The sequence below is a fragment of the Coleofasciculaceae cyanobacterium genome, from assembly GCA_036703275.1.
GTDB lineage: Bacteria > Cyanobacteriota > Cyanobacteriia > Cyanobacteriales > Xenococcaceae > Waterburya.
This window is the reverse complement of record DATNPK010000096.1, coordinates 264,976-279,301: the sequence shown is the minus strand read 5'-3', so window position 1 is coordinate 279,301 and position 14,326 is coordinate 264,976. Positions and strand designations below refer to the sequence as shown.

13 protein-coding genes are annotated in these 14,326 nt (G+C 39.7%); 7 read left to right on the top strand and 6 right to left on the bottom strand.

The features are described 5' to 3' along the window. Positions 1–623: 623 nt before the first annotated feature. Both V6C71_20525 and V6C71_20520 read left to right on the top strand, forming a co-directional pair. Positions 624–1,910, top strand: a complete 1,287-nt coding sequence (locus V6C71_20525) for an oligosaccharide flippase family protein (protein HEY9770843.1) — start codon at positions 624–626, stop codon at positions 1,908–1,910. Then, the gene (locus tag V6C71_20520) at positions 1,903–3,072 is read left to right on the top strand and encodes a glycosyltransferase family 1 protein (protein ID HEY9770842.1); all 1,170 of its coding nucleotides are present in this window, start codon (positions 1,903–1,905) and stop codon (positions 3,070–3,072) included. Before V6C71_20525 ends, V6C71_20520 begins: the two co-directional genes overlap by 8 nt. A gap of 54 nt (positions 3,073–3,126) precedes the next feature. On the opposite strand, the gene V6C71_20515 is transcribed toward V6C71_20520, so the two are convergent. Further along, positions 3,127–3,327 carry a hypothetical protein gene (locus V6C71_20515; GenBank protein ID HEY9770841.1) on the bottom strand — a complete coding sequence of 67 codons (201 nt, stop codon included), beginning with the start codon at positions 3,325–3,327 and terminating at the stop codon, positions 3,127–3,129. Between the two features lie 39 nt (positions 3,328–3,366). Between V6C71_20515 and V6C71_20510 the strand changes: the two genes are divergently transcribed. Further along, positions 3,367–4,563, top strand: a complete 1,197-nt coding sequence (locus V6C71_20510; GenBank protein HEY9770840.1) for a glycosyltransferase family 4 protein — start codon at positions 3,367–3,369, stop codon at positions 4,561–4,563. 203 nt (positions 4,564–4,766) lie between these two features. Here V6C71_20510 and V6C71_20505 read toward each other — a convergent pair whose 3' ends face one another. After that, positions 4,767–5,717 carry an NAD-dependent epimerase/dehydratase family protein gene (locus tag V6C71_20505; GenBank protein ID HEY9770839.1) on the bottom strand — a complete coding sequence of 317 codons (951 nt, stop codon included), beginning with the start codon at positions 5,715–5,717 and terminating at the stop codon, positions 4,767–4,769. A 422-nt stretch (positions 5,718–6,139) separates the two neighbouring features. Further along, positions 6,140–7,120, bottom strand: coding sequence for a UDP-glucose 4-epimerase GalE (gene galE, locus V6C71_20500; GenBank protein HEY9770838.1), 981 nt, complete (start codon positions 7,118–7,120; stop codon positions 6,140–6,142). Between the two features lie 540 nt (positions 7,121–7,660). On the opposite strand from galE, the gene V6C71_20495 reads away from it, so the two are divergent. Further along, on the top strand, positions 7,661–7,825 hold the full coding sequence (locus V6C71_20495) for a hypothetical protein (GenBank protein ID HEY9770837.1): 165 nt from the start codon (positions 7,661–7,663) through the stop codon (positions 7,823–7,825). A 251-nt stretch (positions 7,826–8,076) separates the two neighbouring features. Here the strand turns inward: V6C71_20495 and glcD are convergent, their stop codons facing one another. Further along, on the bottom strand, positions 8,077–9,555 hold the full coding sequence (glcD, locus tag V6C71_20490; protein HEY9770836.1) for a glycolate oxidase subunit GlcD: 1,479 nt from the start codon (positions 9,553–9,555) through the stop codon (positions 8,077–8,079). A 406-nt stretch (positions 9,556–9,961) separates the two neighbouring features. On the opposite strand from glcD, the gene V6C71_20485 reads away from it, so the two are divergent. After that, positions 9,962–10,192, top strand: a complete 231-nt coding sequence (locus V6C71_20485) for a hypothetical protein (protein HEY9770835.1) — start codon at positions 9,962–9,964, stop codon at positions 10,190–10,192. Between the two features lie 366 nt (positions 10,193–10,558). Next, the gene (locus V6C71_20480) at positions 10,559–11,407 is read left to right on the top strand and encodes a rhomboid family intramembrane serine protease (protein HEY9770834.1); all 849 of its coding nucleotides are present in this window, start codon (positions 10,559–10,561) and stop codon (positions 11,405–11,407) included. Positions 11,408–11,432: 25 nt separating this feature from the next. Here V6C71_20480 and V6C71_20475 read toward each other — a convergent pair whose 3' ends face one another. Then, positions 11,433–12,659: a methionine gamma-lyase family protein gene (locus tag V6C71_20475; protein ID HEY9770833.1), complete on the bottom strand. Its 1,227-nt coding sequence runs from the start codon at positions 12,657–12,659 to the stop codon at positions 11,433–11,435. Between the two features lie 256 nt (positions 12,660–12,915). On the opposite strand from V6C71_20475, the gene V6C71_20470 reads away from it, so the two are divergent. Beyond that, positions 12,916–13,743: a fatty acid desaturase gene (locus tag V6C71_20470; protein HEY9770832.1), complete on the top strand. Its 828-nt coding sequence runs from the start codon at positions 12,916–12,918 to the stop codon at positions 13,741–13,743. Positions 13,744–13,909: 166 nt separating this feature from the next. On the opposite strand, the gene V6C71_20465 is transcribed toward V6C71_20470, so the two are convergent. After that, entirely contained in the window at positions 13,910–14,254 is a 345-nt protein-coding gene (locus V6C71_20465; protein HEY9770831.1) for an STAS domain-containing protein, read from the bottom strand. Between the last annotated feature and the right edge of the window lie 72 nt (positions 14,255–14,326).

The window sequence follows — 14,326 nt, the reverse complement described above, 5'->3', positions numbered from 1 at the left end:
GCCCAATCGCATTTGCTATTAAAGAATTGAAGAAGTAGTAAATAACTATACAAGCTGCATCGATGTTTTTAGCAGGTTCATTTATGGAATGATATTCAGAAAAAGTCGCGATAGTATAATTATAATACTTTTTTTAGAGTGTTATTAATATAGATACGCAAATACACTTAAATATTATCAGTAATTTGGCTTAAGACATTGTTTGGCTAAACAACACTCTGCATTTAATAAGAATATAAAATTGTTCGTTACAAGCTTAATACTAAATTAAAAGTGCCACGTACATGTAGTGCTAAAGCTCCAGCATAAATTCAAGATTTATTTTGTATTGCTAATATTACTTTTATCTAACGTAAAAAAAGTTATTATGTTTTGTTTGCTTATTTTAATTGAAACCTCAGCAATTTTTATCAACACAAAAGACATTTAATTAAGTAATTATATAGCTAAAAACTCATAACATCTTGAGTTTAATCGACATCAATTTATCTAAATTTAATGTTTAATATTTCAAAAATTACAATAAACAGATAATGTAATTAATTATTCATATTATATGATTGTATAAATTTAACGTCGCAGTATTTGAAAGATAGAAAATTTAAGATGAAAGTAATAGATATATGCAAAGTAAACAATTAACACTACGGCGTAATTTCTCGTGGACTTTTGTGGGCAATGCTGTTTACGCAGCTTGTCAGTGGGGAATGTTAGTTGTGTTGGCAAAACTTGGTAGCCCAGAAATGGTAGGACAATTCACTCTGGGATTGGCGATTACTGCTCCTGTGTTTATGTTTACCAATTTACAGTTGCGACATATACAGGCAACAGACGCTAAACAACAGTACCTTTTTGGCGACTATCTAAGTCTACGTCTTATTTCAACTGCTTTGGGATTAGCTTTAATTGCGATGATTACTTTGGCAGCAGGGTATCGCTGGGAAATTTCGCTAGTAATTCTGCTGGTTGGTCTGGCAAAAGCTTTTGAGTCTATTAGCGATGTATTCTACGGTCTAATTCAGCAGCAGGAACGAATGGATCGTATTGCTTTATCCTTAATGCTCAAAGGTCCTATATCACTAATAATGTTAGGTCTGGGTGTATATCTATCGGGTAATATTATCTGGGGGATGATAGGGTTGGTTGTAAGTTGGGCTATAGTCGCCATCGGCTATGATCTTCGTAACGGTAAGTCGATTTTAAAAAATATTCGAAGAGATACCCATAATAAAGAATTAATTTTAGATGCTCGATTAAAACTTAATTGGGAGCGAAAAAAATTAGCTAATTTAATTTGGCTCGCTTTACCTTTAGGTTTTGGAATGCTGTTAATTTCTTTAAACGTTAATATTCCACGTTACTTTGTTGAGAGATATTTAGGAGAACGAGAACTAGGCTTTTTTGCTGCCATAGCTTACTTAATGGTGGCAGGAAATATGGTAGTCAATGCGCTAGGGGAATCAGCCACTCCAAAATTAGCAAAGTACTATGCAGCAGGAGATAGTAAAGCTTTTAGAAAGCTACTGATTTGGTTATTGGGTATTGCTGCTTCGCTTGGTGGATTAGCGATTATAGTAGCCAAAGTAGCTGGAAGTCAAATTCTCACACTTGTCTATCAGCCTGAGTATGCTAAATATGTAGATTTATTTGTCTGGCTAATGGTTGCAGCAGGAATCAGCTATATTTCTTCTTTTTTAGGCTATGCAATGACAGCCGCTAGATACTTTCGTGTACAAATGCCTTTGTTTTCAATAGCTACAGCTACTTCTGCTTTAAGTTGCTTTTGGTTAGTTCCTACTTTTGAACTTAAGGGAGCAGCGATCGCCTTAATCCTTTCAGCAGTTGTTCAAGCGATTATGACTTTTGGAGTAATTATTCATGCACTCAACACAATTAACAAGCATGCTTAATAAAAACTCAGCATCAGATTACCAGCCAAGCAAAATCCTTCATGTCGTTGGTGGCATGAATCGGGGTGGCATCGAAACCTGGCTAATGCACATACTGCGAAATATTGACCGCGATCGCTATAAGATGGACTTTTTGGTTCACACTACACAACCTTGCGCTTATGACGATGAGATTCGCGCTCTTGGCAGTCGGATTATTCCCTGTACGCCTCCATCTGTGCGCTGGTGGAATTATAATTCAAATTTTACTCAAATTCTGAAGCAATACGGTTCTTATGACATTGTACACAGTCATGTTCATCACTTTAGTGGCTATATTCTTCGTTTGGCAAAACAGTCTCAAGTGCCGGTGCGGATTGCTCACTCTCACAACGATACCTCTTCAGCAGAAGCTAAGGCAGGATGGAAGCGAAAAATTTATCTTGCTTTAATGGAACGGCTAATTGCTCGCTATGCAACTCTTGGTCTGGCAGCCAGTCATGAAGCAGCAGCAGACTTGTTTGGCTCACTCTGGAAAAAAGATTCCCGCTGGCAGATTCTTTACTATGGTCTCGATCTAACACCATTTGAAAAACCGGTTGATTCGCTCGCCCTTCATGCTGAATTCAATGTTCCTCCTGATGCCTTTGTCATTGGTCATGTGGGAAGATTCGAGACTCAAAAGAACCATCAGTTTATTTTAGAAATTGCAGCAGAGGTTACCAAACAAGAACCAAAGATGCGCCTTTTGCTTATAGGAGATGGACCACTGCGTCAGGATATAGAACAAAAAGTAGCTCAGTTAAACTTAAGCGATCGCGTAATCTTCGCTGGTTTACGTTCTGATGTTCCACAGTTGATGTTAGGTATGATAGATGTGTTTCTTTTTCCTTCGTTATACGAGGGATTAGGACTGGTATTTATTGAGGCTCAAGCAGCAGGAATAACTAGTGTTTTGTCTGATGTCGTTCCTAAGGCAGCAGATGTAGTCGCTCCCCTAGTCAAACGGTTATCTTTATCTAATTCAGCACTCTCTTGGGCAGAAGCAATTTTGAACCTAAAGCACGAAGCGAAAACAGCGATTGCTCGTTCTGAAGCTTTATCTCTGGTGGCAAACAGTCAATTTAATTTGGAAGTATGCCTAGAACAATTAACAAAAATTTATCAATCTCAATTTAGTTAAACCAATAATTTTTTTGATTAATGTTTATCTATCAATAATTTATTAATTTTATAACTATATAATTTGAAACGCTTTATTTATGCTGGATTTGCTATTTTGGTTGAGCCTTCTATATTGGTCTTTGACTCCAGCAACTAAAACACCTTGGGTAGATATAGCTTCGGTACCAGTTAACAGTAAGGATATAGTTTTAGTTGTACTATCGTGCATCTGTCTATTATGGGCAGTAATCAAAAACCAAGACGATGCTGACAAAAGAAATTCCAGTTAATAATTGCACTTGCTTTAATAAAAATGAAAATAGTTGTAACCATCGAACATCGTTTTGAAAGCACGCCCGATGGAACAGTATGGACACAAACTCAGTTCCCCTACTCATTCTGGACAAGATATTTAGAGGTTTTTGACGAAGTTAATGTAGTAGCTAGGGTGCGCCCAACCGATTCGATTCCCCCTAATTGGAAACAGGTAAACGGAGAGCAAGTATCCGTCTGGGCAATTCCTTATTATGTTGGCCCTTGGCAGTATTTAAAGCGATCGCTACAGGTCAAGCGAGCTGCTCGTAATGCTTTAGGAGAACAAGACGCGGTTATACTCAGACCAAGCTCCACAATTGCTGACTGTATTGAACCACTGTTGCAACGTACTAGTCATCCCTATGGTGTAGAAGTTGTAGCCGATCCTTATGATACTTTTGCACCAGGTTCGGTCAAGCATCCCTTACGACCATTTTTTCGTTGGTTAACTCCCCGTAAATTACGTCATCAATGTGCTAACGCTGCTGCTGCTGCCTACGTGACCCAGTTCGCTTTGCAACGTCGATATCCCCCATCTCCAAAAGCTTTTACCACGTACTTTTCAGATGTTCAGCTACCCGAGCAGGCTTTTGCATCTGCTCCTCGATTACCAAAAACAGATAGTAAATTTACCCTAATTGCTGTTGGCACTCTGGCTCAACTGTATAAAGCTCCAAATATACTAATAGAGGCCGTTGCTGTCTGTGTCAAAAAAGAATTAGATCTTGAATTAGTTTGGCTCGGCGACGGCAAACATCGACCAGAATTAGAGGAGCAGGTCAAAAAACTAGGTTTAGGCGATCGCATTCATTTTCTAGGTCAGTTATCTGCTGGTGATGCCGTCCGCGCTCAATTAGATCGCGCCGATCTTTTTGTCTTACCTTCTTACCAAGAAGGTTTACCCAGAGCAACCATTGAAGCAATGGCGCGGGGATTACCTTGCATTGGCTCTACAGTAGGTGGATTTCCTGAACTACTGGCATTAGAAGATATGGTACCACCTGGAAATGTAAATGCCTTGGCAAAAAAGATTCGTGAAGTAGTTACTGACCCACAGCGGATGGCTCGGATGTCGGTTCGTAATCTGGAAAAAACTAAAAGTTATCAAGAAAAGATGCTGCGCGAGCGACGACTTAAATTTTATCGACATTTGCGAGAAACTACTGAAGCATGGCTAAAAACTTCAACAGAATAAAATTGGTTCACCGAAAATCTATCCAAAAAAGTGGCTCGAATTCTTCAAGATGAACCAGCTCTTAATGAGCGCTACTGTTCTTGGTGCATTGAGAGAATTTCTGCTTCTTGCCAAACACGTCTGTCCTCTGAATTAGCAGGTAGATGCCATAGCTGGTAAAGCCTGTACTTGTAACAATTACTCAATCACCCAAATCTCAAATCTTAACCATAAATAGTTTTAATCCATTCCCATTCTTTGGTCAAACCTTCGGCCAGAGAAACTTGGGGAAAGTAACCTAAAATTGTCTTAGCTTTAGTAATGTCTGCGCTGGTGTGGCGTGCGTCTCCTTTAGCTTTCTCAACATAATTTTTGCGTATTGGTCGTCCCATAACCTGTTCCATAATCTTTAATAACTCAATTAGAGTGACTCGGCTACCGCCACCAATATTAAATGTCTCGCCAATAGCTTCTGGTATTTTTCCCGCAGCTAAATTAGCTGCTACTATGTCGCTGACAAAGGTATAGTCTCTGGTTTGCTGTCCATCACCATAAATGAAAATCGGCACATCATCTAATGCTGCTTTAAAAAACTTGTGAAACGCCATATCAGGACGATGACGTGGCCCATAAACCGTAAAGTAGCGTAATGCTGTGGTTGGTACTCCAAAATTCTGGTGATATAGCCAGCATAAACGCTCTCCAGCTAATTTTGTTATGCCATAAGGAGAAACAGGTTGAGGACATAAAGTTTCTGGGGTAGGCATAGTCGCTGCATTCCCATAGATTGAAGAACTAGAAGCATAGACAATTCTTTTTAGTGATTTAACTTGTTTAGCTGCTTCTAAAATTACCTGTGTGGCATTAATATTTCTGTCAGTATAATTTGAAAATCTTTCTCCCCAACTATCCCTAACTCCTGCTTGTGCTGCTTGATGATACAATACGTCAGCCGACTGTAAAAGCTCTCGCCAATCTAAGTCTTTGATATCGGCTTTGATTAATTTAAAATTGGCAAACTCCTTAAGATTAACTATATTTTTTTGTTTAAGTTGAGGATCGTAGTAATCATTAAACTGATCGATACCAATTACTCCAATACCTTCTTTTAATAGAGTTTCTGCTAAATGCGAACCAATGAATCCCGCAACACCAGTAACAATATGAATACTCATGGCAATCAGTTTTAGGTTAAATATTAATTATTAAGTATGGTCAAACCTATATCATTGTCAAGAGAAAAAATCTCAGTTTTTCCTAATAAGCAGTTGGTTAGCTCAAAATATTTTTCAGATATCAGCTATGCCAGAAAAATAAATACGGGGTGGTTAATTCAAAGTATAAAATTGAAAGTAACAGTATTTGTAGCTATCAGCTATTAGTTTTTAAATATTAGCTTTTAATTTGTTATAACATTTAAAACTACAAAAATAATTATTTGACTGTCGTAGCCTGACTCCCCAACATCATTAATGTTAATTAATAGTTTAAACAGTCAAAATTAATTCAAGCTGTTTTCAAGATGGATTAGCAAAAATTAGTAATAGCAATTTTAACGAGGTGCTTTGACTTAACTACCTAACTACCTAACTACTTATTAGTGTCGTTTTTGATGCCATTGCCAAGCATGAGCAATAATATCTTCTAAATTAGAATATTGAGGTTGCCATCCCAAAACTTGCTGCGCCTTGGCACCACTACCAACTAAAATAGGAGGATCTCCCACACGGCGATCGCTTATTTCGGCTTTGATTTCTTTTCCAGTAATTTTACGAGCTGTTTCAATTACCTGCTTAACCGAAAAGCCATTACCATTGCCCAAATTGAAAACATCTGTTGTTCCGCCATCTAAAAGATATTCTAAGGCTAGAATATGAGCCTGAGCCAGATCGAGAACATGGATATAGTCTCGTACGCAACTTCCATCTGGGGTGTCATAATCAGTGCCAAAAATAGAAATTGATTCGCGCTGACCTAAAGCAGTTTGCAAGACTAATGGTATCAGGTGAGTTTCGGGATTGTGATCTTCTCCTAACCTAGCTTGAGGATCGGCACCAGCAGCATTAAAATAGCGCAGACATACCGAGCGAAAATCATAGGCAAGACTGAAGTCTTGCAAAATTCTTTCCACCATTAACTTAGTAGCACCATAAGGATTGATCGGATTTTGAGCTTGTTCTTCTTTAATTGGTACAGAGTCAGGTACACCATAGGTAGCGCAGGTTGAAGAGAACACAAAATTATTTACCTCTGCTTCGCGCATGGCTTCGAGCAGGGTAAAAGTCCCAATCACGTTGTTGTAATAATATTTGGCTGGTTTGGTAACTGATTCTCCTACATAAGCATAGGCGGCAAAGTGCATTACGGCATCTATTTGATACTCTGAAAATATTTGTTGCAGTAAGGCGCGATCGCAGGTATCTCCCACAATTAATTTAGCTCCCAAAACCGTTTCTACTAGGTCTTGATGACCATATACCAGGTTGTCTAATACAATCACTTCGTAGCCAGCCTGTTGCAATGTCAAGACGGAATGGGAGCCAATATATCCTGCTCCTCCTGTTACCAGAATAGTCATCGTAAAAAATATACTGTTTGATTACAAAGCCAAATATAGCAATAAAATTAACTACAATCGCAATTTTCTTAAATAGTCTCTCTTGCCAAGTAACTTTTTAGTATGTTGCCAGAATTCTCTTCTGTGTTAAAAACATGACTCATAAAATATTATATAGTTACTACTGTTTCTGATGCGCTGAGAGGATTTCTATTTCTTGCAGCACATTTCCAGGGTCTAAACTGGCAGGTAGATGCTATGGCTTGTGGAGTCTCTACCTGTAATGATTGTCTCAAGGCTTTTGATCGCGTCTGGGCTATAACCTGGTCGAGTAATCCTTTAAACTTCAAATTTTAGACGATCAGCTAGTTTACAAACCCTCGCTCAAAACGGAAGCTAAAATTAATACTACTGTTGGCTGGTAAGAGCGATCGCGCTTACTAGGGTACTTGCAGTTCCCAGAACCTGTTAACTGCCTCGATTCCTTTTCATGACTGTGATGAAGCAAGAGGTTCACTGGTTGTTTTAGATAAGAGCCATCGCTGGTCTAATTTACAGGACATGAGGCATTTTAACGACCCCGATTTAAGCGACCTAACAGACAAATTTCAGGTAGCGGGCAAAAAAGTAGTCAAAGTCCCGATCACCTTAAAAGACGATCTGCTTCAATTTAGAGCCAAATCAGTTATTGACGCTCCCGCCGTCGGAGACTGGGTGACTGGGTGACTTTTGAATGGGCTATGTTTTACGAGGTTTTCTCTACCCTACTTTTTTGTCTAGTGATGCAGACTTTCCGGTTCTAGGGTTCAGCTACCAAGAGCCATTCACAACCGCTGGAATTAAAGAGACTCCCACTGAGAAAATTTAAACGACTCTTATAATACAATGATCTAGGTGTTTTTTTTTAAAGATTTGATATCTAAATTGTTAAGTTATTGCCCTCGCTTTCATCCCCCACGTCCCGTGGGGGTCTGACTTTAATATAGTTCGGCATTTTCAAACTGCTGCATCTTCTGTGCGTTGGCTGCTTCACCGCAACTACGAGGAGTCGGAAAAATCTTGTCTGGATTGGCTAGTCCTTTCTGGTTCAAGGCAGTGCGAACATACTGCATGGTTTCTAAATCGATCGCGTTAAACATATAGGGCATATAGCAATTTTTATCTGCGCCAATACCATGTTCTCCAGATAAACTTCCTCCCGCATCAACACAAAGCTTCAGTATCTCACCGCCAATTTCTTCAACCGTCTCAAATGCTCCTGGTACAGAATTATCATAAAGAATTAGAGGATGAAGATTGCCATCTCCAGCATGAAAGACATTAGCAATTTTATAGCCATAACGATCGCTCAAAGCAGTTATTTCTTTCAATACTTCTGCCAGCTTAGTACGAGGAATTACTCCATCTTGGACAAAATAGTCGGGGCTTATATGTCCGGCAGCAGCAAAGGCAGCTTTTCTTCCTTGCCAAAGTTTGGCGCGGGTATCAATATCATTGGCGGTAGTAATACCAGCAGCATTGTTCTGCCGACAAATAGCTTCAATTCTTTGTTTATATGCTTTGACCTCTACTTTTAAGCCATCTAACTCTACAAGCAATACAGCCTCTGCCTTACGGTCATAACAGCCTGTAGCTACAATATCTTCGACCGCATTAATGCTGAGATTATCCATAATTTCCATCCCCGCAGGGATAATTCCCGCGCTGATAATATCGGCTACGGCGGCTCCAGAATCTTCGACGGTAGGGAAATTTGCCAACACGACACATACTGATTCGGGACGTTTGAGAATGCGCAGCGTAATCTCAGTAGCGATACCCAGCGTTCCCTCTGAGCCAACAAATAAACCTGTTAAGTCATATCCAGGCATCTCAGGAATTATGCCCCCCACATCAACAATCGAACCATCAGTGGTGACTATTTTCAAGCTTAAGACGTGATTGGTAGTCACACCATATTTCAGACAGTGAACTCCTCCAGAATTTTCCGCTACATTGCCGCCAATAGAACAAATGATCTGACTAGAGGGATCTGGAGCATAGTAAAAACCAGCACCACTAACTGCTTGAGTCACCCAATTATTGATTACTCCTGGCTGGACAGTAATATAGTGATTATTAAGATCTTGGTGTAAAATTCGATTCATCCTCGCCGTAACGATCAATACGCCATCTCGGTTAGGCAATGCTCCCCCAGACAAACCCGTCCCCGCACCTCTAGCAACCCAAGGTAGTTCGTTATCGTGGCAGACTTTAACTATAGCAGCAACTTCTTCTGTAGTACGAGGTAAAACTACTAAAGCAGGACGTTGACGATAACTAGCCAAACCATCACACTCATAGGTCAATAGTTCTTCTTTTCGCTGGATCACTCCATCTTTGCTAACTATATTTTCAAGCTGTTTTACTATCGGCTGCCACTTGTCTTTGCTGACTGGAAAAAGCTGACTTAACATCGCAATTCTAAATCCTGCTAATTTACCTCTATTTTACGCTTTATATGAATTAACTTCGTTCAAGTCAGAAGAGATGCTTCGAGCATTAATCAAACTTCTCCTTCACTATCTTCATTTTGACAACATTCTTGTTTAAATCATCCCGCCCGGATGCAACGCCAAAAGTTGTAGTTATCTTTGAAGGTAGAGCAGCAGGTAAAGGCGGAACAATCAAGCGTATTAGTGAATGTTTAAATCCCCGTGTTTATAAAGTTGTGGCTTTAGGAACACCAAGCGATTACGCTCCAAGCGCTTGCCCTAAAGGACTAGCTTCGCACCCGAATGGGTGTAGCCTTCGGATCGCGAACAGGAAAAACGGTTTCAAGATCGAATCAACGATCCGACAAAACGCTAGAAAATCAGCCCGATGGATTTAAAAGCCAGGGAAAAATGGGTAGACTACTCCGGAGCTAAAGATGATATGTTTGCTGCTACAGATATTCCTAAATCTCCTGGGAATGTGGTGGAGGCTGATGATAAGAAAAAAGCGAGACTTAACTGCATTAGTCAATTCTTAAACACAGTTTTTTATGAAGATCTACCCGTCCAACAGATTGAGTTACCAAGCTTTGAAGGAGCTAAAGTCACGTTGTGCTAAAGCATACACCTTCGGATATCCTGCGGGAAGAGGAAAAGTCAAAAGTTAAATAAAGTATTTCAGAGTCTCAATTTTTTTCAGAAGAGCGATCGCTTTACTCTAAACAGATGCAACCTAAATTTCTGTAAAAATAGCAATATTTATATAGGTGATAAAACAACTAATTACTATTGTTCTATTTTCTTGCGAAAACAAATTATAAGCACTGTGGAAATTACTTCTAAGTGAGCTTTGTCGTTGAAAAATATAAACTCAAACTGGTTAGTGTAGATGTTGTTTGTCCGTCTGCATAATTTTTCAACTGACGTAACCCATCATTTGATAGATGACAAAAAAGTCAGTTTAATAAAATCTGGAGTAATGCTGGTGAACGGTACTCCACCTTCTTGCTCCGTCCATATGTCGGAGGTTTCCTTCGATGGGGCGGTGCAATCTGTGACTTGGCTCAAACAAGATTTAACAGCACGAAACCATATTCTTCATTCTTCCGCTCTTAAAAACATGGTTCCTTTAAAAGACGAAAATCCGATTAAAATTACTCCCTATGTTACCTATATTTTAATTGCAATTAACGTATTGGTTTTTGTTTACGAACTAAACTTAAATTCCACACAGTTAGATATTTTTTTTCATTTATTTGCCGTTGTACCAAAGGAATTAACCGCCAGCTTCAGTGGAGTTAATCTACATCAAAGCATTCCCGAAACAGTAACTCCAATCAGTTCCCAGTTTCTTCATGCAGGATTTACTCATATCGCGTTTAATATGCTTTTTTTGTGGATCTTCGGCAATAATATCGAAGAACAGCTAGGTAGAGTCAAATTTTTACTTTTCTATCTTTCCTGTGGTGCTTTTGCAGTGATGGCGCAGTGGTTTTTTTCGGCAATGTCTGACGTACCCTCTTTGGGCGCAAGTGGAGCGATCGCTGGAGTTATGGGAGCATATATACTTAAGTTTCCCCAGGCAAGAATCGTTACCCTTGTACCTTTAGGGTTCTTTTTTCCGATCTTTAGAATACCCGCAGTTTACTTTCTGGGATTCTGGTTTGTGGAACAGGCGTTAAACGGCGTTGCCTCTTTTGAGGTTACCGCCAGCGTGGGTATGGAAAGCGGTGGGGTGGCATATTGGGCTCATGCAGGTGGATTCGTCGCAGGCGCAATATTAGGACCAATGTTAGGGCTATTTGCTCAACAATCAGAGAAGATGGTCAATTAGATCGGTTTTTAATTTCTCGATTAGATTAATCGACAACTGCATCAATTGCTGCTTCGAGAGCGATCGCAATATGTGTCCAGTGTGTTCCTCCCTGACAAAAAGCGATATAAGGCTCGCGCAGTGGTCCATCCGCCGAAAACTCTGAGGTGCTGCCATCGACAAAAGTGCCTCCTGCCATGACTAATTGACTTTCATATCCAGGCATTGCTCCAGGAACGGGTTCTACATAAGAATCTACAGGGGAATGCTGTTGAATTGCCCGACAAAAAGCAATCAGCTTTTGAGGTGAACCTAACTGTACTGCTTGAATAATATCCTGCCGTGTTTCTAACGGTAGAGGATTAACAGGATATCCTAACTGTTCAAACACGTAGGCAATCAGATGGCTACCTTTAATTGCTTCTCCTACCATTTGTGGTGCTAGGAACAATCCCTGAAACATTAGGCGGTTTTGGTCAAAAGTTGCTCCACCGCTGCTGCCAATGCCTGGTGCAGTCAAGCGACAGGCTGCTGCTTCAACTAATTCTGCCTTGCCTGCGATATATCCTCCTGCGCTAACAATCGTTCCTCCAGGATTTTTGATTAATGAACCCGCCATCAGATCTACCCCAACCGCAGTTGGTTCTAAATTGCTAACAAATTCTCCATAACAATTATCCACAAAACAAACCGTATTCGGGTTTTGTTGCTTAACTAGCTCGACAATTCTTTTAATATCTTCAATAGACAAACTCTGCCGCCAAGAATAACCACAGGAACGTTGAATCAAGACCAAACGAGTTTTGCTAGTTACTGCACTGACCAATGCTTGCCAATCAATAGTTCCTTTCTGCGTCAAATCTAGCTGACGATAATCGATGTGAAAATCTTTTAAAGAACCTTGATTATTACCCCGCAGGCCAATTACCTCCTCTAAGGTATCGTAAGGTGCGCCAGCCACAGCCAACATCTCATCACCTGGACGCAAAACTCCATATAAGGCACAGGCGATCGCATGAGTCCCTGAAACAAACTGTACCCTCACCGCAGCGGCCTCACACTGCATAATTTGAGCAAACACTTTGTCTAAGGTTTCTCGTCCCAAATCGTCATGTCCATAACCACTAACGCTGTTAAAATGCTGTACTCCAACTCGGCGATCGTAAAAAGCGGTCAAAACTTTTTTAAGATTTTGCTTGACCTGAGTGTCAATACCAGAAAAAATCGGTATTAGTGCTTTTTCTGCTTCTAATAGCAGATGATTAGTTTTCATATTTTTGATTTAATACTTAGTTATGTTTTCAGTTGTCGACCAAAAAACGCTTTTGCAGTTTATCTCGGTATCGGCAATTTCTGACCGCGGAAGGCGGTGTAACGTTGACTAACAATCTCGAACAATTGCATTGCACAATATTTGAGAAAGATGGCAGGTAACATTAAGATATTTTTGCTTTCTGCCTTCTACTTATTGGATGATGTATTTAATTACACCATACACAATGACATAGAGTTGAAGTTTAGGTTTTTAAATGACAGTTGCGACATCTAAAAAAATTCCTCCTGCCTGGGGAACTATTATTTATATGGCTATAATTCATTTTGTAGCCTTATTTGCTCTAATTCCTAGTAATTTTAATTGGAGTGCGCTAGGGGTAGCGTTGATACTTTATATAATCACGGCAGGAATCGGAATTACTTTGGGATTTCATCGTCTAGTTTCCCATCGTAGTTTTCAAGTACCCAAGCTAGTCGAATATTGTTTAATTTTTTGTGGCACTCTTGCTGGTCAAGGTGGCCCTTTAGATTGGATTGGATTACATCGTATTCATCATCAATATTCGGATACCGAATCTGACCCCCACAATTCCCTCAAGGGATTTTACTGGAGTCATCTCGGCTGGATGTTATGTCAAAATCCAGCCAACGAAAAAATTGCTCGCTATACTAAAGACATATCAAGCGATCGCTTTTATTTATTTTGTCAGCATGGCATGATCCCTATACAGCTTGCCCTGGCGCTGTTGTTTTATTACTGGGGTGGACTACCATTGGTAATTTGGGGGGTTTTTGTCCGCTTAGTCGTGGTCTTCCACTGCACTTGGTTTGTTAACAGTGCAACACACAAATTTGGTTACAAAAGCTATGAATCTTATGACACTTCCCTTAACTGCTGGTGGGTAGCATTACTCACTTTTGGCGAAGGCTGGCATAACAATCATCATGCTTTTCAATACTCTGCGCGTCATGGTCTGGAATGGTGGGAAATTGACTTAACCTGGATCATGATTCAGACTTTATCTTTCTTGGGTTTAGCCAAAAATATCAAACTGCCACCCCAAAAAGCCAAACGAACTTAAAGCTGCCGAGAACATAATTATCTCCATAGACAGAAGATGAATACAATATTTCAGTTCCATCTTTTGTCTATTTTTAATCTAAATCGCGTTCAAAAAGCAAATAGTTTGTGGTTCTTTATGCTTCTCTCTCTTTACCAACGGTAATCTCTGACTTGTTACTGATTAATTATTCCAACTCCAGCTTCAAAGAAGGCATTAGCCGTTGTAAATTCTTTAAAGATTTACCCTGCCAGGGGTTCTTTTTCGCGCCGACTACAACCATCTGAATATTTTTACGCTTGCGCACGTTGATCACAAATTTGGACAAAATGCTAATTCCCGAACTATTTAGAAAACTTAATTCTTTGAGATTTAAAACAATTTTTTCTGGTTCTTGTTGAACAACGTTATTAAGCAACTCAAAAATTGAGGCGTATTCTGCGCTGCCATTAAGACGTAGAGAACCATCGAAAACAATGTTGTGAGATGTCTCATCATATCTAACTTGATAATTCTCGGTTTTAATCTCCATGGCGGTCTTAAAAAATGAGTATTCCGATGTATTAACTAACGATCATAGATTACGACTCTTTATTGCCGATGA